The sequence below is a fragment of the Lentzea sp. NBC_00516 genome, from assembly GCF_036346835.1.
GTDB lineage: Bacteria > Actinomycetota > Actinomycetes > Mycobacteriales > Pseudonocardiaceae > Lentzea > Lentzea sokolovensis.
This window is the reverse complement of sequence record NZ_CP107840.1, coordinates 7,049,644-7,072,259: the sequence shown is the minus strand read 5'-3', so window position 1 is coordinate 7,072,259 and position 22,616 is coordinate 7,049,644. Positions and strand designations below refer to the sequence as shown.

The 22,616-nt window shown below is 68.4% G+C and carries 25 protein-coding genes; 19 read left to right on the top strand and 6 right to left on the bottom strand.

The genetic code is table 11. The annotated features are described in order from the left end of the window. The first annotated feature begins 68 nt into the window (after nucleotides 1–68). Together OG205_RS32260 and OG205_RS32255 are read left to right on the top strand one after the other, a co-directional pair. Entirely contained in the window at nucleotides 69–506 is a 438-nt protein-coding gene (locus tag OG205_RS32260) for a DUF983 domain-containing protein (RefSeq protein ID WP_266036465.1), read from the top strand. Nucleotides 507–521: 15 nt separating this feature from the next. Then, on the top strand, nucleotides 522–1,388 hold the full coding sequence (locus OG205_RS32255) for an Fpg/Nei family DNA glycosylase (RefSeq protein WP_319976288.1): 867 nt from the start codon (nucleotides 522–524) through the stop codon (nucleotides 1,386–1,388). Here OG205_RS32255 and OG205_RS32250 read toward each other — a convergent pair. From OG205_RS32250 to OG205_RS32240, 3 genes are read right to left on the bottom strand one after another with little or no spacing between them, the layout of a single operon-like run. Beyond that, nucleotides 1,381–1,959, bottom strand: coding sequence for a LutC/YkgG family protein (locus tag OG205_RS32250; protein ID WP_330271716.1), 579 nt, complete (start codon nucleotides 1,957–1,959; stop codon nucleotides 1,381–1,383). The two genes, OG205_RS32255 and OG205_RS32250, sit on opposite strands and share 8 nt — an antisense overlap. Further along, nucleotides 1,952–3,370: a LutB/LldF family L-lactate oxidation iron-sulfur protein gene (locus OG205_RS32245; protein WP_330271715.1), complete on the bottom strand. Its 1,419-nt coding sequence runs from the start codon at nucleotides 3,368–3,370 to the stop codon at nucleotides 1,952–1,954. Before OG205_RS32245 ends, OG205_RS32250 begins: the two co-directional genes overlap by 8 nt. Beyond that, nucleotides 3,352–4,059: a (Fe-S)-binding protein gene (locus tag OG205_RS32240; RefSeq protein WP_330278276.1), complete on the bottom strand. Its 708-nt coding sequence runs from the start codon at nucleotides 4,057–4,059 to the stop codon at nucleotides 3,352–3,354. The genes OG205_RS32245 and OG205_RS32240 overlap by 19 nt, the downstream gene beginning before the upstream one ends. Nucleotides 4,060–4,170: 111 nt before the next feature. Here OG205_RS32240 and OG205_RS32235 point away from each other — a divergent pair, with 111 nt between their 5' ends. After that, nucleotides 4,171–5,433, top strand: coding sequence for a sensor histidine kinase (locus OG205_RS32235; RefSeq protein ID WP_319976284.1), 1,263 nt, complete (start codon nucleotides 4,171–4,173; stop codon nucleotides 5,431–5,433). A 989-nt stretch (nucleotides 5,434–6,422) separates the two neighbouring features. Here the strand turns inward: OG205_RS32235 and OG205_RS32230 are convergent. Continuing rightward, nucleotides 6,423–6,590, bottom strand: coding sequence for a hypothetical protein (locus tag OG205_RS32230; protein WP_166048541.1), 168 nt, complete (start codon nucleotides 6,588–6,590; stop codon nucleotides 6,423–6,425). A 98-nt stretch (nucleotides 6,591–6,688) separates the two neighbouring features. On the opposite strand from OG205_RS32230, the gene OG205_RS32225 reads away from it, so the two are divergent. The 11 genes from OG205_RS32225 to OG205_RS32175 all read left to right on the top strand — a co-directional run bounded on the left by OG205_RS32225 (nucleotide 6,689) and on the right by OG205_RS32175 (nucleotide 16,820). Then, nucleotides 6,689–7,549 carry a S49 family peptidase gene (locus tag OG205_RS32225; protein ID WP_330271714.1) on the top strand — a complete coding sequence of 287 codons (861 nt, stop codon included), beginning with the start codon at nucleotides 6,689–6,691 and terminating at the stop codon, nucleotides 7,547–7,549. Nucleotides 7,550–7,612: 63 nt separating this feature from the next. Continuing rightward, nucleotides 7,613–8,479 (top strand): LytR/AlgR family response regulator transcription factor, encoded by an 867-nt coding sequence (locus tag OG205_RS32220; RefSeq protein ID WP_330271713.1) that lies wholly within the window; start codon nucleotides 7,613–7,615, stop codon nucleotides 8,477–8,479. Continuing rightward, complete coding sequence (locus OG205_RS32215) at nucleotides 8,476–8,904, top strand: hypothetical protein (RefSeq protein ID WP_093594899.1); 429 nt, start codon at nucleotides 8,476–8,478, stop codon at nucleotides 8,902–8,904. The genes OG205_RS32220 and OG205_RS32215 overlap by 4 nt, the downstream gene beginning before the upstream one ends. Nucleotide 8,905: 1 nt before the next feature. Further along, nucleotides 8,906–10,705 carry a sodium/solute symporter gene (locus OG205_RS32210; RefSeq protein WP_330271712.1) on the top strand — a complete coding sequence of 600 codons (1,800 nt, stop codon included), beginning with the start codon at nucleotides 8,906–8,908 and terminating at the stop codon, nucleotides 10,703–10,705. A 258-nt stretch (nucleotides 10,706–10,963) separates the two neighbouring features. Next, nucleotides 10,964–11,314: a DUF485 domain-containing protein gene (locus OG205_RS32205; RefSeq protein ID WP_330271711.1), complete on the top strand. Its 351-nt coding sequence runs from the start codon at nucleotides 10,964–10,966 to the stop codon at nucleotides 11,312–11,314. Continuing rightward, entirely contained in the window at nucleotides 11,311–12,930 is a 1,620-nt protein-coding gene (locus OG205_RS32200; protein WP_330271710.1) for a solute symporter family protein, read from the top strand. Before OG205_RS32205 ends, OG205_RS32200 begins: the two co-directional genes overlap by 4 nt. Nucleotides 12,931–13,048: 118 nt before the next feature. Next, the gene (locus OG205_RS32195) at nucleotides 13,049–13,540 is read left to right on the top strand and encodes a SigE family RNA polymerase sigma factor (protein ID WP_330271709.1); all 492 of its coding nucleotides are present in this window, start codon (nucleotides 13,049–13,051) and stop codon (nucleotides 13,538–13,540) included. Further along, on the top strand, nucleotides 13,540–14,436 hold the full coding sequence (locus tag OG205_RS32190) for a hypothetical protein (protein WP_330271708.1): 897 nt from the start codon (nucleotides 13,540–13,542) through the stop codon (nucleotides 14,434–14,436). Before OG205_RS32195 ends, OG205_RS32190 begins: the two co-directional genes overlap by 1 nt. Before the next feature lie 61 nt (nucleotides 14,437–14,497). Beyond that, complete coding sequence (locus OG205_RS32185; RefSeq protein ID WP_319976276.1) at nucleotides 14,498–14,836, top strand: rhodanese-like domain-containing protein; 339 nt, start codon at nucleotides 14,498–14,500, stop codon at nucleotides 14,834–14,836. A gap of 2 nt (nucleotides 14,837–14,838) precedes the next feature. Continuing rightward, nucleotides 14,839–15,744, top strand: a complete 906-nt coding sequence (locus OG205_RS32180) for a DUF4328 domain-containing protein (RefSeq protein ID WP_330271707.1) — start codon at nucleotides 14,839–14,841, stop codon at nucleotides 15,742–15,744. A gap of 68 nt (nucleotides 15,745–15,812) precedes the next feature. Beyond that, complete coding sequence (locus tag OG205_RS32175; RefSeq protein WP_330271706.1) at nucleotides 15,813–16,820, top strand: glycerophosphodiester phosphodiesterase; 1,008 nt, start codon at nucleotides 15,813–15,815, stop codon at nucleotides 16,818–16,820. Between the two features lie 163 nt (nucleotides 16,821–16,983). Here OG205_RS32175 and OG205_RS32170 read toward each other — a convergent pair whose 3' ends face one another. Together OG205_RS32170 and OG205_RS32165 are read right to left on the bottom strand one after the other, a co-directional pair. Beyond that, on the bottom strand, nucleotides 16,984–17,529 hold the full coding sequence (locus OG205_RS32170) for a hypothetical protein (protein ID WP_330271705.1): 546 nt from the start codon (nucleotides 17,527–17,529) through the stop codon (nucleotides 16,984–16,986). Further along, nucleotides 17,526–18,710 carry a cytochrome P450 gene (locus tag OG205_RS32165; protein ID WP_330271704.1) on the bottom strand — a complete coding sequence of 395 codons (1,185 nt, stop codon included), beginning with the start codon at nucleotides 18,708–18,710 and terminating at the stop codon, nucleotides 17,526–17,528. Before OG205_RS32165 ends, OG205_RS32170 begins: the two co-directional genes overlap by 4 nt. 255 nt (nucleotides 18,711–18,965) lie before the next feature. Here OG205_RS32165 and OG205_RS32160 point away from each other — a divergent pair, with 255 nt between their 5' ends. The 5 genes from OG205_RS32160 to OG205_RS32140 all read left to right on the top strand — a co-directional run bounded on the left by OG205_RS32160 (nucleotide 18,966) and on the right by OG205_RS32140 (nucleotide 22,479). Further along, entirely contained in the window at nucleotides 18,966–19,706 is a 741-nt protein-coding gene (locus OG205_RS32160) for a glycerophosphodiester phosphodiesterase (RefSeq protein WP_330271703.1), read from the top strand. A 27-nt stretch (nucleotides 19,707–19,733) separates the two neighbouring features. Further along, nucleotides 19,734–20,669 carry a DUF5926 family protein gene (locus tag OG205_RS32155; protein ID WP_330271702.1) on the top strand — a complete coding sequence of 312 codons (936 nt, stop codon included), beginning with the start codon at nucleotides 19,734–19,736 and terminating at the stop codon, nucleotides 20,667–20,669. Nucleotides 20,670–20,714: 45 nt separating this feature from the next. Continuing rightward, nucleotides 20,715–21,053: a DUF952 domain-containing protein gene (locus tag OG205_RS32150; protein ID WP_330271701.1), complete on the top strand. Its 339-nt coding sequence runs from the start codon at nucleotides 20,715–20,717 to the stop codon at nucleotides 21,051–21,053. Nucleotides 21,054–21,141: 88 nt separating this feature from the next. Then, the gene (locus tag OG205_RS32145; protein WP_330278275.1) at nucleotides 21,142–21,666 is read left to right on the top strand and encodes a SigE family RNA polymerase sigma factor; all 525 of its coding nucleotides are present in this window, start codon (nucleotides 21,142–21,144) and stop codon (nucleotides 21,664–21,666) included. 3 nt (nucleotides 21,667–21,669) lie between these two features. Further along, nucleotides 21,670–22,479, top strand: coding sequence for a hypothetical protein (locus tag OG205_RS32140; RefSeq protein WP_330271700.1), 810 nt, complete (start codon nucleotides 21,670–21,672; stop codon nucleotides 22,477–22,479). Nucleotides 22,480–22,616: the final 137 nt, after the last annotated feature.

Here is a 22,616-nt window from a genome sequence, read left to right as displayed (position 1 = left end):
CACCCACAAGGCTCTGCCTCCGCCAGGTACGGTTTGTCCAAGACCGACCGACTGTGGGAGACGGGTACATGACGCGGCTGGTGCGCGGTGCTGACGGGCGGATGTGGACTGTCCACAGCCGCATCGAGTGGCGCAACCCGGTGGAGTCCGACGACTTCGAACACGACGTCAGCGGTGGTGTGCTGCCCGGGATCATGATGGCCGGCATGCTCGCCGTCATGGTGGTCGTGCTGATCGCCTGGACGCCGGAGCAGGTCGTCGTCCCCGCCTGGCTGATCCTCGCGCTGATCTTCCTGTTCGCGTTCTTCCCGGTCCGCTGGGCGCTGCGCCGCCCGCACACGCTGGTCGCGGAGAGCAAGGCCACGGCCGACGAGCTGCCGCCCGAGCGGTGGATCGGCTCGGTCCGCGGCCCGATGGCGGTGCGCCAGGAGGCGTCCCGCGTCGCCCGCACGATCGAGATGCACTCGCTGCCGGACGTCGAAGGTCCGCTGCAACCCGTCGACTGATGCGACACTGGTCCGGTGCCCGAACTACCCGAGGTAGAAGCACTGGTCCACCACCTGCGTGAGAACGCGGTGGGCCGTGTGGTGCACCGCGTCGACGTGGCTTCGCTGCAGGTCCTCAAGACGTTCGACCCGCCGTGGACCGCGCTGCACGGCCAGGAGGTCGTGGCCGCGCACCGGCACGGCAAGCACCTCGACCTGGAAGTCGCGGACGGCCTGCACCTGGTCGTCCACCTCGCCCGCGCCGGCTGGCTGCGCTGGGCGGACACCATGTCCGCACCGCCGCCCAAACAGGGCCGCGGACCACTGGCGTTGCGCGTGCACCTCGGTCCGCCCGGCCAGGGGCCCGGGTTCGACCTGACGGAAGCGGGCACGAAGAAGGGCCTCGCGGCGTGGATCGTGCGTGACCCGAAGACCATCGCGAGCGTCGCCAGGCTGGGCCCCGACGCGCTGGGGATCACCCGCACGCAGCTGGAAGACCTGTTCGACAAGCGGACCGAGCGGCTCAAGACGTCATTGACGGACCAGACCCTGATCGCGGGCATCGGCAACGCCTACTCCGACGAGATCATGCACATGGCCCGGCTCTCGCCGTACGCGACGACGGGCAAGCTGAACTCCGAACAGCTCGACCACCTGCACGAGGCGATGCTCACCACGCTGACCGATGCGGTCGCACGGTCCGTCGGTCAGGACGCGGCACGCCTCAAGGGCGAGAAGCGGTCGGGGCTGAGGGTGCACGCGCGCACCGGGCTGCCATGTCCCGTGTGCGGCGACACGGTTCGTGAGGTGTCGTTCGCGGACAAGGCCTTCCAGTACTGCCCGACGTGCCAGACCGGCGGCAAGCCTCTGGCCGACCGCCGGTTGTCCCGCCTGCTCAAATGACGATCAGAACCTCCAGGGTGCGGGGGCCGTGGACGCCCTCCACCCGGCTGAGCTCGATGTCGCTGGTCGCCGACGGGCCGCTGATGAACGTCAGCGGCCGCGTGGACTCCAGACGCTGAAGGGCTTCCGGGACCGAGGCCGCGATCTGGTCCTGGCGAACCACGCACAGGTGGTAGTCCGGGAGCAGGGTGAGCGCGCGGCGCCCCTGGGCCTCGCTGCCGTCCAGCACGATCGTGCCGGTGTCCGCGATGGCCACCGCGCACCCGGTCAGCACGCCGTCCGCCTGGTCGAGCTCGTCGATCGACAACGGCTCGCGCAGCCACGTGACGCCGTCGATCAGCCATTCGTCCGGAACGCCTTGCGGCGCGACGATTCGCTTGCCCTTCAACGCTTCCAGTGCTTCGGGGACGTTCGTGACGGTGTGCACGATCGCGCGGTAGTCGGCGACCCGTTCGGCGAACAGCTCGACGCCGCCGGGGCCTTTCTGGTTGTAGCCGCGGACGACGGGCACGGCCGCCGGCACCTGTGCGTTGCGGATGCGCTGAAGGATCTCTTCTCGTGCACTAGCCACGGTTCTTCCTCCACCAGGCGCGGAACGACTCGGACGGCGGTGCGGGCACGTCGCGGGAGGACGTCCACTTCGAGCCCGGCCACGGCAGCGACGTGATCTTGCCGTCGCGCGCCAGGAATCGGGCGAGGGAACCGGCTTTCTGCGCCTTCTCGTAGCGCGAGGCCTCCCGGAACATCCACGCGGCGGCCGACATCGCGACGGACTCCGCCGTGCGGCCCTTGGCTTCCACGACCTCGGCGCGCAGGTGGGTCAGCACCGACGGGATGTCGATCCGCACCGGGCAGACCTCGAAGCACGCGCCGCACAGTGAAGAGGCGTAAGGAAGTGAGGCCGCCAGCGGGTCGTGCAGGTCGCCCATCAGCTGCGGCGTCAGGATCGCGCCGATCGGGCCGGGGTAGACCGAGCCGTAGGACTGGCCGCCGGTGCGTTCGTAGACCGGGCAGACGTTGAGGCACGCCGAGCAGCGGATGCACCGGAGTGCCTGGCGCCCAACGGAATCCGTCAAAGTCGCCGTGCGGCCGTTGTCGATCAGCACGAGGTGGAAGTTCTGCGGGCCGTCGCCGGGGGTCACGCCGGTCCAGACCGACGTGTACGGGTTCATCCGTTCCGCGGTGGACGAGCGGGGCAGCAGCTGCAGGAAGACCTCGAGGTCCTGCCACGACGGCACGAGCTTCTCGATGCCCATCACGGTGATCAGCGTGTCCGGCAGCGTCAGGCACATCCGGCCGTTGCCCTCGGATTCCAGCACCACGATCGACCCGGTGTCGGCGACGGCGAAGTTCGCGCCCGAGATGGCGACCTTGGTCGTGAGGAACTTCTGCCGCAGGTACACGCGCGCCGCCTCGGCGAGGTCCGCCGGTTCGTCGGAGACCTCGACCCCCATGCGGCGCTGGAAGATCTCGCGGATCTCCGAGCGGTTGCGGTGGATCGCGGGCACCAGGATGTGCGACGGCCGGTCCTCGCCCAGCTGCACGATCAGTTCGGCGAGGTCGGTCTCGATCGCGCGCACGCCACCGGCTTCGAGGGCCTCGTTGAGCCCGATCTCGGCCGTGGCCATGGACTTGACCTTGACGACCTCGGTCGCCTGCTCGGCCCGGCACAGGTCGAGCACGATCCGGTTGGCCTCTTCGGCGTCCCGGGCCCAGTGGACGACGCCTCCGCGCGCCGTGACCGACTCCTCGAGCTGCACGAGCAGGGTGTCGAGGCGCGCCAGGACGTCGTCCTTGATCTGCTCGCCGGCGACCCTGAGCATCTCCCAGTCGGTCATCTCGGCGACGGCGGCCGCCCTGCGTCCCCGGATCGTCCCGGTGGCCTTGCGCAGGTTCTGCCGCAACTGGGTGTCGTTCAACGCCTCTTTGGCGGCCTTGGGGAACGTCGGGCTGCCCAGCCACGTCACGGGGTTGCGCGCCACGGGTCCTCCTCCGTCGAAGCCAGGATCTCCGCCAGGTGCACCGGCCGGACGCCCGCGCGCAGTCGCGAGAGCCCACCGCCGATGTGCATGAGGCAGGAGTTGTCGCCGGCGCACAGCACCTCGGCGCCGGTGTCGAGCACGCACCGCATCTTGTCCGCGAGCATCGCCGTGGACGTCTCGGCGTTCTTGATCGCGAACGTGCCACCGAAGCCGCAGCACTGCGTCGAGTCCGGCAGTTCCACCAGATCGAGTGCCTTCACGGCCCTGAGCAGCGCCAACGGCTTGTCGCCGACCCCCAGCATGCGCAACGAGTGACACGTGGGGTGGTAGGTGACCCGGTGGGGGAACCAGGCGCCGACGTCCGTCACGCCGAGCACGTCGACGAGGAACTCCGCGAGCTCGAACGTGCGCGGCGGAGACTCACCGAGCGTGGGATGGACCTCGCGGACCATGCCCGCGCATGACCCGGATGGCGCAACCACGTAGTCGTAGCTGCCGAAGACGTCGGTGTACTTGCGCGCCAGCGGCTTCGACAGTTCCCGGTAGCCGGTGTTGAAGTGCATCTGGCCGCAGCACGTCTGATCGAGCGGGAACTCGACCGTGCAGTCGAGCCGCTCCAGCAAACGCACCACGGCACGGGCCGTCTCCGGGAAGAACGTGTCGGTCAGGCAGGTCGCGAACAGAGCCACTTTCACGGGCACACCCTCTCCCCAAATTCATCGGATGTCTACCCGGAACGGTGGACCGTACGGGGGTACGCCGGGCGCGCCTCTTGCTATAGGGGTGCCCCACAGCACAGCATGTGCACCGTGGGCGACCTGTTGACCGAGCGCGCTGTGCTCGGCGTCATCGCGACCCTGGCCGTTCTGGGCCTCTTCGTGATGCTGTGCCGCGCTCGACGAGTCAGCACCTCCGTCGAGGATGCTGTGATGGACATGCTCGACCGGATGTCCAAGGCGTCGAGCGATCTCCGCGCGGGCCTGACCCAGGAGGCCGCCGACAAGGCCACACCGCACCTGCGCGAGATGCTGCGGTGCGTCGCGGTCGCCATCACCGACGAAGAAGGCACCGTCCTCTCGTGGGACGGCGGCGCGAACGACCACTACGAGTACCTCCGCGACACGGTCGCCCGTGCCATCAACAACTGCCACAAGGAACACGTCGACCACCGCAAGCTCGGCTGCGAACTGCAGGGTCCGTGCTCCCTGCACAGCGTTGTCGTGGTGCCGCTGGTTGTCGAGGGAGACGTCGCCGGCACGTTGATCGTGGTCTCCGGCGTCGCGTCGAAGCGCCAGATCCGCATGGCGGAGGAGACCGCCCGCTTCGTCTCGACCCAGCTCGAACTCGAAGTCGTCCAGAAGCAGCGCCAGGCGCTGGCCCAGGCCGAGGTGAAGGCCCTGCGCGCCCAGATCTCGCCGCACTTCGTCTACAACGCGCTGAACACGATCTCGTCGCTGATCCGCACCGACCCCGCGCACGCCCGAGAGCTGCTGCAGGAGTTCGCGGAGTTCACGCGCTACTCGTTCCGCACCGACGGCTTGTTCACGACCCTCGCCGATGAGTTGACCAACATCCATCGCTACCTGACCATCGAGCAGGCCCGCTACGGCGCCCGGCTGAGCGTCCGGCTGCGCATCGCGCCCGAAGTCCTGCAGGTCGTCCTGCCGTTCCTGGTCCTGCAGCCCCTCGTCGAGAACGCGGTGCGGCACGGCCTGGCCAAGAAGCCCGGCGGCGGCATGCTCACCATCACCGCCGAGGACAACGGCAACGAGGCCCTGATCAGCGTCGAGGACGACGGCGTCGGCATGGACCCCGACCGGCTCGACGACATCAAGGACGCCCACCAGACCGGCGCGCACGTCGGCATCGGCAACATCAACGACCGCATGCGCACCGTGTTCGGCGCCGAGTACGCGCTGGTCGTGGAAACGGCCCCGAACGCGGGCACGAAGGTCATCCTGAAGGTGCCGAAGTTCGCCCGCAACGTGCTGCCGAACCTGAACATCGGGTCGCAGATGACCGACGAGCCGATGACGGCGGAGCAACCGGCGATCCGCGCCTGATCAGCGCCGCTTCCCCAGTCCGGGCAAGCCTGCTCGGACCACCACGGCGCGCGGTGGTTCCTGAGATACAGGGCCTGGTGAGAGCGCTGAGAGCCGCTTGGCCTCCCGGCGTTGCTCTGCCTGTCGTTCTCGATTCGCCAATTCCATCGGCGTACTCTGCCGAACCGCGCGGACCGCCCGGCCTTGAGCCTTTCGTCGCGCTCGTTTCCTGCGGTTGGTCTCAGCTTTGGGTCGACAGAGGCATGTGGGGCACCGCAGCTTGATCAATCTGGCTGCGGGAAACGGCTTCTCACAGCCCAGGCACCGCACGGGGCGGCACCCTCGGTGCCACTTGAGACCCAGTTCGATGACCTTGTCCGGCAGAGGCCTGCTGCAGGCCACGCATGGCGGCAACGGACCGGTCGAGTGTTGTGTGAGCTCTTGGCTTACGGCGGGTTCCGGCCATGTGCCTCCTGCCTCGATTTCGGCGAGGAGCCGTGTGGCGCGCTCGAACGCAGCGTTGCTGTCTGCGTCGCCGGTGAGATGACACAGGATGTCGCAGGTCGTGCGGAGCTTGCTCAACTGCTGGGGTGGCAGAGCACTGCTCCGACGCTGTTTGGTCAAATCGGAGTAGAGAGCCAGGACCATGCGGAGTGCGTCTGCTTTCCGATCCACCGAGGCCTCCTGCTACGTCCAGCCAGCTTGTACTTGCCTCGTTCTCGACCGAACGGTTCTCGTCGTTACGACCGGGTAAGTGGCTGGTCCGAACCCACGATCGGTGTCTTGATCAGCAAACTGAACTTGCACGGTCAATCATGCTCAACCCCGGCGTGAATCGTGCCGATTGTGGTGTTGACCAATGAACAGCCGGCCGTTTGACCGAACAGACGCCGCCCGCGAGCAAAGGCCATCACCCAGTGCACGAACACCAAGCACCCGAGCGCGTCCGCGTCTGCATCAAGTGCACCGCCAAGGGGTTCAGCAGCTGTAAATGCTGACATGCCCGCAGGTCAGCGAGCTGCGACCGCCAAAGTCGTGATCAGCACGACGGCGCACACGCTCCAGCTCACCCACATCCAGTAGATGTGCATGGGCGTCGGTCCTGCCGCGTTCTGCCGGCCCCGGTCGTCCCACCACTCCACATACCGCTCGAGCCAGCGGATCGGGTTGAACGTCACAGCCCGAACCTAGCATCTTGTGTCACAGGTCACGCGGGAGCAACCGACAGCGCAGTTGGGCTCCCGCGTGTCCGCGAAACGCACGTACTGTCGAGTACATGAGCGTCACGGAGAAGATCGCGGCCCGTCTCCCGAGGGTCATGGACCGGGGTGAGCGGCCTCCGGTGGTCGCCGCGGTGCGGTTGCACGGGGTCATCACACCGCAGTCCTCGCCGGTCGCGCGCAACACGATCAGCCTCCAGAACGTCGAGTCGGCCATCAACCGGGCGTTCGACAACGAGCGGCTCATCGCCGTGGCTCTGCTCATCAACTCTCCTGGTGGCGCGCCCACGCAGTCCGCGCTGATCGCCGAGCGCATCCGTGAGCTCGCGACCAAGAAGCACGTGCCGGTGCTCGCGTTCTGCGAGGACGTGGCGGCGTCCGGTGGCTACTGGCTGGCGTGCGCGGGTGACGAGATCTATGCGCACGGCACCTCTCTCGTGGGCTCCATCGGTGTCGTGAGTGCGGGATTCGGTCTCAACGGCCTGCTGGAGAAGGCCGGCGTTGAGCGCCGCGTCTACACGGCAGGGGAGAACAAGGTCCGGCTCGACCCGTTCCAGGCCGAGAAGCCCGAGGACGTCGAGTGGCTCAAGACGCTGCACTCCGATCTGCACGACCAGTTCAGGACGTGGGTCACCGAACGCCGCGGCGCCAAGCTCAGCGCCGACGCCGACCTCTTCAGCGGTGAGGTGTGGACCGGCAGCAAGGCCGTGGAACTCGGGCTGGTCGACGGCATCGGCACGATCAGGAGCGTCATCGCGAAGCGCTTCCCCGACGCCGAACTGACGATCGCGGAGCCGCGCAGGCCGTTGCTGGCCAAGCTCGGACTGACCGGCGCATCCACCCGATCGGGGGATCTCGTGGCGCAGGTGCTCGCGAGCGTCGAGGAACGTGCTCGCTGGTCCCGATTCGGGCTGTGAGCATCAGTTCGGTTTCACAGGGCGTGTCGAGGCCTACCCCGGCGTAGACATGACCGCACATTGATGGGCAAGATGCCCGACACAGTGAGTACCCAAGACAACGCCGGTCTCCTCGTCCTCGCAGTCGATGACGAGGCTCCTGGTCTGAGCGAGATCAAGTTCCTGCTCGAGAGCAGCCCTCACATCAGACGCGTCCTCACAGCGTTCGACGCCGCAGAGGCTCTGCGCATCCTGAGGGGTGACTACGAGCAGGAGGTCATGGCGAGGACCAAGGCCGGCCTGCCGCCGGTCGACGCGGTCTTCGCGGACATCAACATGCCCGGACTGTCCGGGATGGATCTCGCGCGGGTGCTCAGCGCGTTCCGGTATCCGCCCGCTCTCGTTTTCGTGACAGGCGTTGAGGAACGGGACGCGCTCGTCACGGCGTTCGACGTCGGCGCGCTCGACTTCATCAACAAGCCGATCAACGAGGAACGCGTCCTCAAGGCGATCTCCCGGGTCGCGGACCGGGTGGGACGCACAGCGGCACCGTCCGCCTCGTCGAGCACCTCGGCCCAGAACCCCGCCGAACCGACCGACGACGAGGTCATCCCCGTCGAGCTCGGCGGCACCATCAAGCTCGTGCCGCGCGCGTCCGTGCGGTACGTCGAGGCGCAGGGCGACTACGCCCGCCTGCACACCCAGGACGGCAGTCACCTCGTCCGCATCCCGCTCGCGCAGCTGGAAGAACGCTGGGCCAACGCGGGGTTCGTGCGCATCCACCGCTCGTACCTGGTGGCGTTGCCGCTGGTGAGCGAGCTGCGGATGACTGCGAATGGCTACGCGGTCGTCATCGGCACCGGTGAGGGTGCCAAGGAGCTCCCGGTCAGCCGCCGGCACACCAAGGAGCTCAAGGAGCGGATCGTGCGACCGCCGAAGAGCGGCTGGTGAGCAGGCACGACGCGGGAAAGCCGGAGCAGCCCGCCCGTGAGGCCTGGCTCGGCGAGCAGGGCAGCAGGCCGCGCCGCCGCAGGGTCGTGCTCGCGGACTCCACGAAGTCGCGCGGCAAGGCGTTGCGCACGATCATCGAACTGGAGGAGCAGACCAGCGTCGGCGAGAAGCTGGTCCGCGACCTCATCCGGCAGCAGCTGAAGTCCGCGTTCGGACTGGCCTTCGCGGTCCTGATCGGCATGTGCCTGCTGCCGGTCACGTTCTACCTGGTTCCGTCGATCGGGGACCTCAAGATCCTCGGCATCCCCATTCCCTGGCTCGTGCTCGGTCTCGCGCCCTTCCCGATCCTCTACGGCGTCGGCTGGGTCTTCCGCAGGCAGGCCGAACGGCACGAGCGGGACTTCGTGAACATGGTCGACCGCTGACGTGAACGCCACCATCTACAGCCTCAGCGCCATCGTCGCCGTCGCGGCCGTCACGTTCCTCCTCGGCTACGTCGGGTCGCGCAAGGCGAACACCACCCCGGACTTCCTGGTGGCGCGCCGTGCGATCCCCGCCACCCGCAACGCCGCCGCGATCTCCGGCGAGTACCTGTCCGCGGCGTCGTTCCTCGGCGTCGCGGGGCTCGTGCTCAAGGACGGCGTCGACGCCCTCTGGTACCCGGTCGGCTTCACCGCCGGCTACCTCGCGCTGCTGCTCTTCGTCGCCGCGCCGCTGAGGCGGTCCGGTGCCTACACGCTGCCGGACTTCGCCGAGGCGCGGCTGGGATCGGCGAACGTGCGGCACTTCAGCACGTTCTTCGTGGTGTGCATCGGCGTGCTGTACCTGGTGCCGCAACTGCAGTCGGCGGGTCTGACGCTGACCACGATCACCGGCCTGCCCCCGTGGTTCGGCGGCCTGATCGTCACGGCCATCGTGGTGGTCAACGTGCTCGGCGGCGGCATGCGCGCGATCACGCTCGTGCAGGCGTTCCAGTACTGGGGCAAGCTCTTCGCGATCGCCGCGCCCACGTTCGTGCTCTTCGTGGTGTTCCTGGCCTCTCCCGACCGCGGCACGCAGCCGATCAGCGACGACGGTGTGGTCCGGTTCCCGAAGGCCGAGTCGATCACCGTGGCCGAGCAGGTCGTGAAGGTCCGCGTCGACGAGCCGCTGACGTTGAAGGTGACCGGTCAGATCGACGGCAGGAACGCGGACGGGGCGGTCTTCTGGGGCCGCGGCGTCTACGAGCTGAGCCCCGGCACGAAGATGGAGTTCACCGCGGGCAGCCCGGTGCCGGTGGTGGAGGGCTCGCCGACCACCAACTACGACTGGACGCGGCCGCAGACCGGCGGCATCTCCGAGCTGATCAGGACGTACTCGCTGATCTTCGCGACGTTCCTCGGCACGATGGGCCTGCCGCACGTCCTGGTCCGCTTCTACACCAACCCGGACGGCAAGGCGGCCCGCCGCACGGCGCTGCACGTGCTCTACCTGCTGGGCCTGTTCTACATCTTCCCGACGGTGCTGGGCGTGCTGTCGCGGCTCTACCTGCCGCAGCTGCTGGTGAGCGGCAAGACCGACGCGGCGGTGCTGATGCTGCCGGAGACGATGCTGCCGAACCTGGGCGGTCAGATCGTCGGCGCGATCGTCGCGGCGGGCGCGTTCGCGGCGTTCCTGTCGACCTCGTCCGGGCTCGTGGTGTCGGTCGCCGGGGTGGTGTCGACGGACATCATGCCGGGCAAGGTTCGTGACTTCCGGTGGGCAACTGTGTTCACCGGACTCGTCGCAATCGGTCTTGCTCTGCTGTTGCCGCGCTCCGACGCGTCACTGACGGTGGCGATGTCCTTCGCTCTGGCGGCGTCGACTTTCTGCCCGCTTCTGGTCCTCGGCATCTGGTGGAGAGGACTCACCTGGGTGGGCGCCGTGTGCGGGCTCGTGGTCGGCGGTGGCATGGTCCTCACCGCTCAGGTCGTGAGCGTCGTGAGCTCCTACACGGGCCGCTGGGCGCCCGCGTTCATCACCCAACCTGCGCTGATCACAGTGCCCGTCGCGTTCACGATCATGATCATGGTCAGCAAGGCGACCCGCAGACGGGTCCCGGCGGACGTCAGTCAGATCCTGCTGCGGCTGCACGCCCCCGACCCGCTGGGCTTCATCCGCGATCGCGACATCGCCCGCTTCGGGACCGCCGAGGAGAAGGCCCGGCAGGCCGAGGACAAGCGCAGGGGAGCTGGTCGAACACGGTGAGTAGCCACCGTTTCGAATGGGTGAAAATTGGTCACTCGAATCGGTGAACGGTGAACAAGGTCACGCACAGTGCTGTTCGTCTACGCATACTGACCGTTCGTCGCATCACCCGACTGCTGGGCGCAACGGCACGAACGGGGTCTTACCTGAGTGACTCAAGTCTCCATACGGTTCCTGACCAAGAACAGACCGCACCTGGAGGCATTACGTGCACGTCACGTTGCTGACACCTACGACGAGTACCGCGAGGAGGGGACTGTGAGCAGCGTTGAACACACCCCGTCTGAGTCGTCCCCCGAAGCGCAAAAGTGGGTCGATGTCCAAGCGAGCGATGACTTCGCCGAGCTGAAGCATCGACTGCGCAAGTTCGTTTTCCCCGTCTCCGGCCTGTTCCTGGCGTGGTACCTGCTGTACGTGCTGCTCGCGGACTACGCGCACGACTTCATGTCCACCAAGGTGTTCGGCAACATCAACGTCGGGCTCATCTTCGGCTTGCTGCAGTTCGTGTCGACGTTCGTCATCACGACGCTGTACGTGCGGCACGCGAACAAGAACCTCGACCCGCTGGCGGAGAAGCTCCGCAACGAGATCGAGGGAGACGGCAAGTGAACGAGTCCAGCCCGATCCTCAACATCAGCATCTTCGGCGTCTTCGTCCTGATCACGCTGTTCGTGGTCATCCGGGCGAGCCGGAACAACAAGACCGCGGCCGACTACCTGGCCGCCGGTCGTGCGTTCACGGGCCCGCAGAACGGCATCGCGATCGCGGGTGACTACCTGTCGGCCGCGTCGTTCCTCGGCATCGCGGGCGCCATCGCGCTCAACGGCTACGACGGCTTCCTGTACTCGATCGGCTTCCTGGTGGCGTGGCTCGTCGCGCTGCTGCTGGTCGCCGAACTGCTGCGCAACACCGGCAAGTACACGATGGGCGACGTGCTGAGCTTCCGGATGCGCCAGCGTCCGGTGCGCGCCGCGGCCGCCACGTCGACCATGGCCGTCTCGTTCTTCTACCTGCTGGCCCAGATGGCCGGTGCCGGTGGTCTCGTCGCCCTGCTGCTCGGCATCACGGGCACGGGTGGCCAGGCGATCGTCATCGCCGTGGTCGGCGCCCTCATGATCGCCTACGTCCTCATCGGCGGCATGAAGGGCACCACCTGGGTGCAGATCATCAAGGCGGTCCTGCTGATCGTCGGCGCGGGCATCATGACCGTCTGGGTGCTCGGCAAGTACGGCTTCAACCTCTCGTCCCTGCTCGGTGCCGCCGTCGACGCCGCCCCGAAGGCGGGCGAGAAGCTGCTCGGCCCCGGCCTGCAGTACGGCGCGACCGGCACCAGCAAGCTGGACTTCCTGTCGCTGGCCCTCGCGCTGGTCCTCGGCACCGCGGGTCTGCCGCACATCCTGATGCGCTTCTACACCGTGCCCACGGCCAAGGAAGCCCGTCGTTCGGTCGTGTGGGCCATCTGGCTGATCGGCATCTTCTACCTGTTCACCCTGGTCCTGGGCTACGGCGCCGGTGCGCTCGTCGGTCCGGACAGGATCAACGCGGCCCCCGGCAAGGCCAACTCGGCCGCCCCGCTGCTCGCGCTGGAACTGGGCGGCCCGATCCTGCTGGGTCTGATCGCGGCCGTCGCCTTCGCGACGATCCTCGCGGTCGTGGCAGGCCTGACGATCACGGCGTCGGCGTCGTTCGCACACGACATCTACGCCAACATCATCAAGAAGGGCCGGGAGCAGAACGGCAACGGCAACGGTGACGACGAGGACAAGACCGACGAGGTGAAGGTCGCCCGCATCACGGCGATCGTCATCGGTCTCGTGTCCATCGGTGGCGGCATTGTCGCCAACGGCCAGAACATCGCGTTCCTCGTGGCGCTGGCCTTCGCGGTCGCCGCCTCGGCGAACCTGCCGACGATCCTCTACTCGCTGTTCTGGAAGAGGTTCAACACCTCGGGCGCGCTGTGGAGCATCTACGGCGGTCTGATCGTGACGATCACCCTGATCATCCTGTCGCCCGCCGTCTCCGGCAAGCCGACCTCGATGTTCAAGAACGCCGACTTCGACCTGTTCCCGCTGTCGAACCCCGGCATCGTCTCGATCCCCGTCGCGTTCCTGCTCGGCTACATCGGCACGATCCTGTCCAAGGAGAAGGCCGACTCGGTCAAGCAGGCCGAGATGGAGGTCCGCTCCCTCACCGGTGCGGGCGCCGAGAAGGCCATCGCGCACTAGTCACCGCTCTACGAGAACGGGCCGTCCCTCACGGGGGCGGCCCGTTCTTCGTGTGTGCAACCCTGCCGGTGCTGTTCGCGTATCCACTGCGAACGCGGCACAAGCTTGGGGGACCGAAGTGCGACGAGACGAGGAGTTCTCGGAGTTCTTCACGAGCAGATTCGACTGGGCCCGGCGCACGGCGTACGCGTTGTGCGGCGACTGGTCCGAAGCGGAAGAGCTCGCGCAGAACGCATTCGTGAAGGCGTACGCGAAGTGGCCTGGCATCAGGCGCGAAACGGCGGAGGGGTACGTCCGCACCATCGTGACGCGCTTGTTCCTCGACAGCAGGCGTCGTGGCCGCGACCGCGAACGCCCTGTCGCCGACCTGCCGGAACTCGGCGTCGGCGGTGGTTACACCGATCCGGACTCCCGGCTGAACGCGGCGCTGCAACAGGTGGCGCCGAAACAGCGGGCCGCGCTCGTGCTGCGTTTCGTGCACGACCTGTCCATCGAGCAGACAGCCGCTGAGCTGGGCTGTTCGGTGGGCAACGTCAAAAGTCAGACAGCCAGGGGTTTGGCGACGCTCCGCGAGGCGTACGGCGAACCGGTCAACTCGGAGTGTGCCTGATGAACATCGAAGACGAGCTGCGCGGAGCTCTCGACGTCTCCGCCCCGCCTCCTACGACGACTTTGGACCACGTGCTCAAGCGCGGCCGCCGCCGGGTGTTCGCGCAGCGCGCCGGTGCGATGCTGGGGGTGTTCGCGGTGGTCGCCGGCGTCGGCATCGGCGCCACGACGCTGAACCGGGCCGCCCCGGATCCCAGGCCCGCGGACCAGCCGAACACGGGCCCCGCCACCGTGGAGCACTCGCTGAGCTGGCCCAGAGTCGACACCCCGCCGCAGATTCCGTACCGGACGTGGTCGCCCGCATCGAGCGCGCCCCCACCCGCGGGCCGTTCCGTGGTCGACATCCCTCTTTGCGACATGAAGGCACCGAAGCAACCGCGGTCGGTCGACCTCGGCTCGCGGGAGTTCGACCCCGAGTCCGTTGCCGCGTGGCTCGACCAGGCGAGGAAGGTGTTGCCGGAGGTCATCATCGGCGCCGCGACGCCCAACCCGACGCACACCAGCTACGAGGCGGACGTGTCCGACTCCCATGGCACCGGCAGCGTGAGGATCACCCTTGCCAGGTTCACCGGTACCCCGCTGGAGAACGCGGACGACGCGCTGTGGGAGACCGGTGACTGCCGGCCCGCTCAGCGGCTCGTCTTCGACGGCTCGGTCGCGCAACTGCACGAAGTGCGGCCGTACGAGCCGTTCCAGACGCTGGTGCAGGTGTTGAGGCTGTACCACAAGGACAACACGTTGATTCAGCTCGAACTGCGCAACTTCGGCAGCCCCGACCTGACTCCGGACCCGAAGCGGCCGGGCAGCCTGCAACGCACCGGTGCCGGCCGCGCCACCCTGCCGTTGACCGAGGAGCAGTTCTCGAGGCTCGGGCCCGCCGTCGCGGCGGTGGCCTAGAGGGTGGACCCGTGCCGGAGGTTCACGTGAGTGCAACCTCCGGCATGGGAACATCTACGGCGTGACTGTTCCAAGCGTGGAGATCGCCGAAGTTCCGGCACAGCTGCCCGAGGGCGCCGTACTGCTGGACGTGCGCGAGCAGGACGAGTGGGACGCCGGCCACGCGCCCGGCGCGCTGCACGTCCCGATGAGCGAGATCGGTGCCCGTCTCGAAGAGGTGCCGAACGACGTGCAGCTCTACGTCGTGTGCCGCGCTGGTGGCCGTTCGGCCCGCGTGACCCAGTACCTCAACGAGAACGGCTGGGAGGCCGTCAACGTCGAGGGCGGCATGCAGCACTGGGAAGCCGCCGGTCGTCCGCTCGAGGGCGGCGCCGACGGCATGGCGCCCGAGGTCATCTGATCGTGCAGCCGCTGCAGCCGATGCGCGTGGACTGGGTGGCGACTCCGCCACCCGGCGCTTATCCGCAACCGCAGAACCGGTCGCAGCGGCTGTCCTACGGCGGTCCGCCGAACTACCCGGTCCCGCCGCGCTGGGGTTTCCCGCTGCTCGCGTGGCGCTGGCCCACGGCCGTGCCCGGCACGGTCGAGCAGGCCGACTCGGTCGACGGCGTGCGCCGGCTGGGCCGCACCGCGCAGAACTCGCTCTGGCTGCTCGGCTTCGTCGCCCTGTGGGGCGCGTGCTCCGAGATCTGGCGCTACGTGCTGGTCGCGATGAGCCGGTACGGCGCGTTGTCGCCGGGCGTGGTCACCACGTCGGACGCCCTGGTGGTGTCGTCCTCGGCGATCGCGATCACCGGCTGCGCGTTGTCGCTGATCCTCATGCTGCTGTGGGTGCGGCGTGCGCGGAACGTCGCCGCGTCGCTCGTGGGCTACGGGCCGTCGCGTTCGGATCGGGCCGCGTTGATCGGGCTGGTCGTGCCCGGCGTGAACCTCGTCGTGCCCGGTTCCGTGCTGGCCGAGCTCGAACACGCCGTGGCCCGCAGGCCGGCTGACGAACGACCCCGTCCGTCGAAGCTCCTGCGCTGGTGGTGGGGCCTTTGGGTCGGTTCGGGGCTGTTGTTCGTGATCGCGGTCCTGTGGTCGTTCCGGGACAGCACCCAGGCTCTCGCGGACGGCGTGCTGCTGCACGCGCTCGCCGATCTCGTGCTGGCCGGCGTCGCGGTGACGACGGCGCTGGTCGTCCGCCGGATCACCACGCTGCTGCTGCCGGTGGACGCCGCGTCCGTCCGGCTGATGCGGGTCGTCGAGGTCAAGGACGCGCCCGAACCGCCGCTGCGGTCGGTCCGCGCGTCCGGCTCTCCCCGCTGATCCCTGTTCAACCGACGTTCGCCCTGCTGGACCTGCCGGCGTACTCGCGGGCGTGCCAGGTTGGGTGAATGCGGACACTCATCGGGGCTCTGGTGATCGCAATGGCCACCCCTGGCGCCGCCCAGGCGCACCACCGGGACTTCGACCTCCAGGCACACCGCGGCGGCATCGGCCTGACCGTGGAGAGCACGCTCAAGGCGTTCGGCAAGGCGCTCGAACTCGGCGTGACGACCCTGGAACTCGACATCCAGATCACCAAGGACGGCCGTGAGGTCATCACCCACGACCGCAGGACGAACCCGGAGAAGTGCCTGGACACGAAACCGGCGTTCCCCGGCGACCCCGAGTTCCCCTACGCGGGCAAGTACGTGAAGGACCTGACGTTCGCGCAGGTGCGGACGTTGGACTGCGGCAGCACGAGGTGGTCGCAGTACCCCGACCAGGAACTCTCGCCGGGCGCCCGCATGCCCACCCTGGACGAGTTGTTCGACCTCGCGCGCAAGCACCGCGCGTGGGGCATCCGCTTCAACATCGAGACCAAGGTCGAGGCCGCCGCCCCGCACGAGACCGCGCCGCGCGAGCAGTTCGTGCAGCGCGCCGTCCGGGAGATCCGCCGCTCGGGCTTCCTGCCGAACGTGACCGTCCAGTCCTTCGACTGGGGCACGTTGATGCGGCTGCGCGAGGTCGAGCCCCGCATCCCGTTGGTGGCGCTGACCCAGCCGGAGATGCTGCGGCCGGGTTCGCCGTGGACGGGTGGCCTCGAACTCGCCGACTTCGGCGGCAGCGTCGCGAAGATGGCGAAGAGCTTCGGTGCGGCGGCGCTGTCGCCGGTGCACGGCAACCCGCAGGGCGGCAAGGTCGGCGACCCGGACTACGTGCCGTTCACGACCAAGGCGTTGGTCCAGGACGCGCATCGGCAGGGGCTCGAGGTGATCCCGTGGACGACCAACGACCCGGCCACCATGCACAAGCTGATCGACGACGGCGTGGACGGCATCATCACCGACTACCCGGACCGGCTGCGGAAGGTCATGCAGGAGCGGGGTTTCCCGTTGCCGCGCAAGTACCGCCGCTAGTGGCGCGACTCGGAACGTTGGCGAGGTAATCCACGCTCAGCAGGGCGCCTCGCGGCACCGCCCCCACGCCCCCATACGTCCAGTATGAGGACGTGGGGGCGGCACCACGATGCACCCGTCTGACCGCGAATTCCCCCGGCAACGTTCCGAGCCACACCACTAGTCAGCCGTGCGGGCGGCGCGGGAGCTGAGGCAGACCCAGCAACGACCTGACCTCTGTCGAGGTCAGTCCCATCCGCCGCACGATTCGCTCTGGGGCCCAACGCAGTTCGTGGTGCAGGGCCAGGACGACCGCGGTGATCTCCTGCTGGGCGGCGGAGATCTCCGCGGCCCGGTCCTCCTTCAGCCGGTCGGACTTCTCCGTCGCGGCGCGGACCAGTTCCTCGAAGTCCTTTCCGTGCTGCCGCAGGTAGTTCTCGTGGTAGCGCAGCTTCGCGGCGTCGTCGGCGATTCGGAAGAACTCCGATCGCGCCATGTCCCAGGCCATCCAGCGCTGCCACCGTCCCAGCCAGACCCGCGGCTGGCCGGGACCGTTCTTCTCCCACTGCTGCCACGCGAGCAGCCGCGCCTGGCTCACCTCCCAGTCGCGGTCCCTGGTCAGTTCCTGCAACGCCCGGTCCGCCGCCAGCGACTCGTCGCCCAGCGGCGTTCCGGTGAGGATCGCCTGTGCCGCATAGGCACGGCGCATCAGTTCCGCCTCGTCGCTCACCCCGCGCCCAGCGGCAGCGAGTGCAGGCCGCGGATCACGAACTCCGCGCGGCGGTCGGGTTCCTCGGCCAGAACCGCGCCGGGAAGCTTGCGGTGCAACGAGGACAGCGCCGCCTCCACCTCGATGCGGGCCAGCGGAGCGCCCAGGCAGTAGTGGATGCCCATGCCGAACCCGAGGTGCTGGTTCTTCTCGCGACCGATGTCGAGGACGTCCGGGTTCTCGAAGACCAGCGGGTCGCGGGCGGCCGCGCCGAGCAGGGCGGCGATCTTCTCACCGGGTTCGATGACGTGGCCGGCGATCTCCACGCGTTCGGTGGCCGTGCGTTCGAAGAGCTGCAACGGCGAGTCGTAGCGGATGAGCTCCTCTACGGCCGTGGGCATCAGTTCGGGGCTGAGCCGCTCCCACTGCGAGCGGTGCTGCATCAGGGCGTAGACGCCGTTGCCGATGACGTTGACCGTGGCCTCGTGGCCCGCCATCAGCAGGAGCACGGCGGTGGCGACGAGTTCGTCCTCGGTGAGCCTGGCGCCGTCCGTGTCGGTGACGGCGACCAGGTCGGAGACGAGATCGGCGCCAGGGGTCTTGCGGCGCAACGCGATCAGCTCACGCAGGTAGGCGACGAACTCGGTGGAGGCGCGTTCGGCCAGTGCCTGCTGGTCGGCGGGCAGGCCGTACTCGTACATCTTCACGATGGCGTTCGACCACGGCTGCAGCAGGTAGCGGTCCTGCTGCGGAACGCCGAGCAGCTCCGCGATCACCTCGACCGGCAGGGGCGCGGCGACGTGGGCGAGCAGGTCGGCCTGGCCCTGGTCCTTGATCTTCACGGCCAGTTCGTCGACGAGCCGGTCGGCCAGGTCCGCGACCCACGGGCGCAGCCGCTCGACGTGACCGCGGCCGAACGCGGCGGCGACCAGGCGGCGCAGGCGGGTGTGCGTGGGCGGCTCGTTCTCGAGCAGCGAGTTGCGGTGCAGGAGGTTGAAGGACATGAACTGCTCGACCGGCTTCACGTCCGACCAGATTCGCCCGAACGAGCGGTGCCGCAGCACGGCGGAACAGGCTGCGTGCGAGACCGCGACGGCGACGTCCATCTGCTCGTGGTGATGCACCTCACCGGCCTCGCGCAGGGCGGCGAAGGCCGGGTACGGGTCGGCGATGAACTCGGGATCACGCTGGTCGAACGTCACAAGGCGGGACGGTAAGTCGCGATCGGCGTTTCGTCCACGCCCATTTGATTGATGAGTCAAATTGTTGCGCAGGAACTAGTGCTGTGGCCGTCGGCCTTTGCCCCGCCTTCCGACGGGCAGACGGGTGCATCGTGGTGCCGGCCCCGCGTCCTCATATCGGGCATATGGGGGCGCGGGGCCGGTGCCGCGAGGCGCCCTGCTGAGCGCCGGAAGGCGCGGTGAAGGTCGGCGGCCACAGCACTATCGTTTGGTCTTGTGCAGCAGCCAGCGATCGTCGCGCACCGTGGCGCGTCCACTGACCGTCCCGAGCACACCATCGGTGCCTACGAGCTCGCGCTCAAAGAGGGCGCTGACGGCCTTGAGTGCGACATCCGCCTGTCGAAGGACGGCGAGCTCGTGTGTGTGCACGACCGCACGCTCGCCCGCACGTCGAACGGCCGTGGCACGGTCAGCGCGCTCTCGCTCGAAGAGCTGCGGAAGTTCGACTACGGCAGCTGGCACCGCCACGGCCAGCCGGCCGGGCTGCTGGTGCTGGACGAGCTGCTGGAGCTGGTCAAGGGCAAGAACGTGCAGCTCTTCGTCGAGACCAAGCACCCGGTCCGGTACCGCAACGAGGTCGAACGCAAGCTCGCCGAGGCGTTGAAGAAGCACGGGCTCGGCGCCCAGATCGTCATGATGTCGTTCTCGCCGACCGCCGTGAGGGCGTTCCGCGAGCAGGCGCCGGACGTCCGGACGGTGCTGCTGCTCGACCGGCTCGGCCGGTACCGCGATGGTGCGCTGCCGTCGTTCGCCGACTACACCGGGCCCGGCCTGCACCTGCTGCGCAACGACCCCGGCTACGTCGATCGGGCGAGGCGCGCCGGTCACGAGACCTACGTGTGGACGGTGGACAACGCCGAGGACGTCGCGCTGTGCCGTGACCTGGGGGTCCGCTACCTCGCGACCAATGCCCCGGCGAACACCCGCCGCCTGCTGACGGCTAATTTGGCGACCTAGACAAGCCTGAGCACGAGGAGGGCCAAGGTGGCCAAGCGGACCGCGGTCAAGGACGCACCGAAGGACGGGATCAACCCGAAGCAGCCCTGCCCGTGCGGGTCCGGCAAGCGCTACAAGGCCTGCCACGGCGCACCCGGCGGCGCGACGGACGTCATCGTGTCGCGGCCGTTCGAGGGCCTCGCCGCCGAGTGCGAGCTGATCGCGCTGCGCGAGTTCGTGCCGTCGGCGATCGTGAAACTGCCGGTCAAGGACGGCCGCGAGGTCACCCTCGCCACCGTGCTGCCGATGGCCGCCGCCGGCCTGATCCGCGGCGACGACGTGCCGTTCGTGGGCCTGCAGGTGCAGACGCGCTCCGGCGACATCAGTCGTGACCTGGGGCGTGCGCTGCAGTGGGCGCAGCAGGCGAAGACCGGTGACGTGCTGCCGGTCGTCGGTCCGGACAACGGGGACGACCCCGGCCGTCTGCAGGACCTGCTCGACCCGGACGCCGACATCACGCCGGTGCTGCACACCGACTTCATCTGGTGGATGCCCGAGGGCACCGAGCCGACGGGTGAGGTGGCGCTGTCCCTGGAGCGGGCGAACGCGGCGATCCTGCCGACCGAGCGCCTCGACGCTCCCGGCGTGAAGGCCGCCTACTGGGTCGACGCGGGCGACAAGGCGCACCTGCGCTGGGTCCGCCCGGAGCCCGAGGAGAAGTTGCTGCCCGCGATGGCCCGCCTGGCCGCCCGCGGTGAGCTCGACCTCGGTGAGGGCTCGCGCTACGCCGGTTCGTTCCGCGCGCACGGCCTGCTCGTGCCGGTCTGGGACCTCGACCGCGAGATGCACGCCCGCGAGTGGGCCGACCCGGCCGAGGCGCTGGGCAAGCGCTTGCTGGAGGCCCTGGCCATCGACGAGCCGCTGAGCGACGCCGAGCGCCGCGCCCGTGACGGCCTGCGTGGCCGCCAGATCACCCTGCGGTAGTTCACCAAGTTGTCCACATAGTTGTGCACAGGGAGCTGTGGATAAGTGCTGCTGCACATCATCACGACGGCCGGCTGGGCTGCTGCCCAGTCGGCCGGGTCGATCCCGCCCGCCGAGGGTGAGGAGTTCGTGCACTGCTCCGACCGGGGCGTCGTGCACGTGACGGCCGGCAAGTTCTTCCGCGGGCAGAGCGGGCTGCTGCTGCTCGTCGTCGACCCGAGGCTGCTGGGCGTGCCCGTCCGGTGGGAGGCGGTGGCGGACTCGCCGCTGTGGTTCCCGCACGTCTACGGGCCGATCCCGGTCGCCGCGGTGACCGAGGTGCACGAGTTCCCCAGCGAGCGGGACGGTTCGTTCGTTCTGCCGGAAGCCGTTGCCACTTTGTGATTTAGTTCGGCAACCGTTCGACGCGCCCGAGCGTGGATCTCTCGAAGCCAGTGTGCTGCTTTGGGGGAGGGGGTGTGCCGTGACGGCGGTGCTGCAGCTGGGGACAGCCGCCGAACGCGGCGGAGAAAGAGCGGAAGCCGTGGGGGACTTCGCGGAGTTCGTGCGCATGTCCATGCCCGGACTTCTGCGCTACGGCCACGCGCTGACGGGAAATCCGCACGACTCGGCCGACCTGGTGCAGGCCGTGCTGGAGAAGGTCGGTTCGCGCTGGGCCACCGTGCAGCGCAAGGGTGACGACCCGCTCGCGTACGTCCGCAGGGCGATGGCGAACACGCACATCAGCATCTGGCGCAGACGTCGCCGGGAAAGCCTCGTGGCCGACTTCCCCGACCGCGGAGCCGTGGCGCCCGAACTGAGCAGGCTCGAGAACGAACCGCTCTGGCAGGCACTGCGCGACCTGCCGCCACGGCAGCGTGCGGTGGTCGTGCTGCGCTACTACGAGAACCTCTCCGAGGCCGAGATCGCGAAGGCGCTCGGAATCTCGTGCGGCACGGTGAAGAGCCAGAGCAGCAAGGCCATGGCGAGCCTGCGAACACGCTTGGGGAAGGAGTGACCGGTGGACGAACTGGACGATCAGCTGCGCAAGCTCTTCAGCGATGATCGGCTCGACGTGCACTCCCCACCTGTCGCCGTCGAGACCGTGGTGCGCGGCGCCACCCGTCTTCGCCGCCGCCGTGCCGCCATCACCGGGGCGTTCGCCGTGGCGGTCCTGGTCGGTGCCGGTGCCGGGCTGGCCCAGCTGGGCAAGGGCAGATCGGACGACACGGTCAGCGCGTACCTGACCACGGCCACCCCGACCAGCTCGACGTCCACGCCCCAGACGTCGGTCAGCACGTTCACCTCGACGGTGGTCGTGACGACCAACCCGCCGCCGAACTCCAACGGCGCCAATCCCGACACCCCCAGCACCCCCGGCAGGAGCGACCAGAAGTCGGATCCTCCTCCGCCGCCGCCCACACCGGAGGCGCAGCCCGGCCGGTACGGATCGCTCTCGCTGGGAATGTCCGAGGGCGACGCGCTCGCGACCGGCTCGCTGGTCGAACCGAGCACCCCGGCCGATCCCGAGAACAGGTGCAGGGCGTACGCGACGAAGTCGGTGCCCGACAGCAACGCCGTGATCATCTCGCCGGCGCGGGGAATCGCGCGGATCACGCTGGCCAGCTTCGCCAAGACGCCCAAGAACGTCGGCGTCGGCTCGAAGGTCACCGACGTCAAGGCCGCTTATGCGAATGCCACGCAAAGCGGTTCGAACGTGGTGGTGTCAATGAACGCGACACCGGCGTGGTCGTACATCTTCGAGAGTGACGGCGCCACGGTGACCACTGTGTTCATGCGGCTGAATGCGAACGACTGCGCGGCCGTCTGACAATTCGATCTTGTTGAAGTCCCGCCGCTCATTGGGGGTGCGGCGGGGCTTCGGCGTACCCGTTTCCGGGTGACTTCGCTGTGATCTCTTCGTGACTCGGAACTGTGCAACCTCACTTCTCGGGTGGCGTCTTACTG

What these genes read in the sequence shown, in the direction of transcription:
- OG205_RS32260 (WP_266036465.1), top strand. Translation starts at nt 69, where the DNA reads ATGACGCGGCTGGTGCGCGGTGCTGACGGGCGGATGTGGACTGTCCAC.
- OG205_RS32190 (WP_330271708.1), top strand. Translation starts at nt 13,540, where the DNA reads ATGAACATCGAAGACGAGCTGCGCGGAGCTCTCGACGTCTCCGCCCCG.
- OG205_RS32225 (WP_330271714.1), top strand. Translation starts at nt 6,689, where the DNA reads ATGAGCGTCACGGAGAAGATCGCGGCCCGTCTCCCGAGGGTCATGGAC.
- OG205_RS32235 (WP_319976284.1), top strand. Translation starts at nt 4,171, where the DNA reads ATGTGCACCGTGGGCGACCTGTTGACCGAGCGCGCTGTGCTCGGCGTC.
- OG205_RS32220 (WP_330271713.1), top strand. Translation starts at nt 7,613, where the DNA reads ATGGGCAAGATGCCCGACACAGTGAGTACCCAAGACAACGCCGGTCTC.
- OG205_RS32175 (WP_330271706.1), top strand. Translation starts at nt 15,813, where the DNA reads ATGCGGACACTCATCGGGGCTCTGGTGATCGCAATGGCCACCCCTGGC.